This is a genomic window from candidate division KSB1 bacterium, from assembly GCA_034505495.1.
GTDB lineage: Bacteria > Zhuqueibacterota > Zhuqueibacteria > Residuimicrobiales > Krinioviventaceae > Fontimicrobium_A.
In genome coordinates, this window is the sequence record JAPDQV010000064.1 from 11,309 (window position 1) to 11,657 (window position 349).

The window sequence follows — 349 nt, forward strand, 5'->3', positions numbered from 1 at the left end:
TAACCTGCAAATTTTCAGTAGCAAAATCGCTGGTCTGGGTTAAATCCCCGTCCCGATAAAAATTTGAAAAATGGTTCTACGTCGACAATTTAAAAAATTGTTCTACGATGCGGCAAAACTGCGCGCAATTCAATTCAGCACATTTTCAATCGGACTTTCGACTTTGGACTTTCGACCTGCCGCCCTTGACTTTCGACTTTGGACTTTCGCCCATCATTAAAATAAAACCAATCAGAAAGCATTTCGCATGCCCTTATACCTATTACACTTCGGAAAATAAATCCCCCGTACTTCTAGTCCCCCGAAAACTCAACGTCCCTTTACCCCTGCTCCCGTAGCCTTCTTCCTT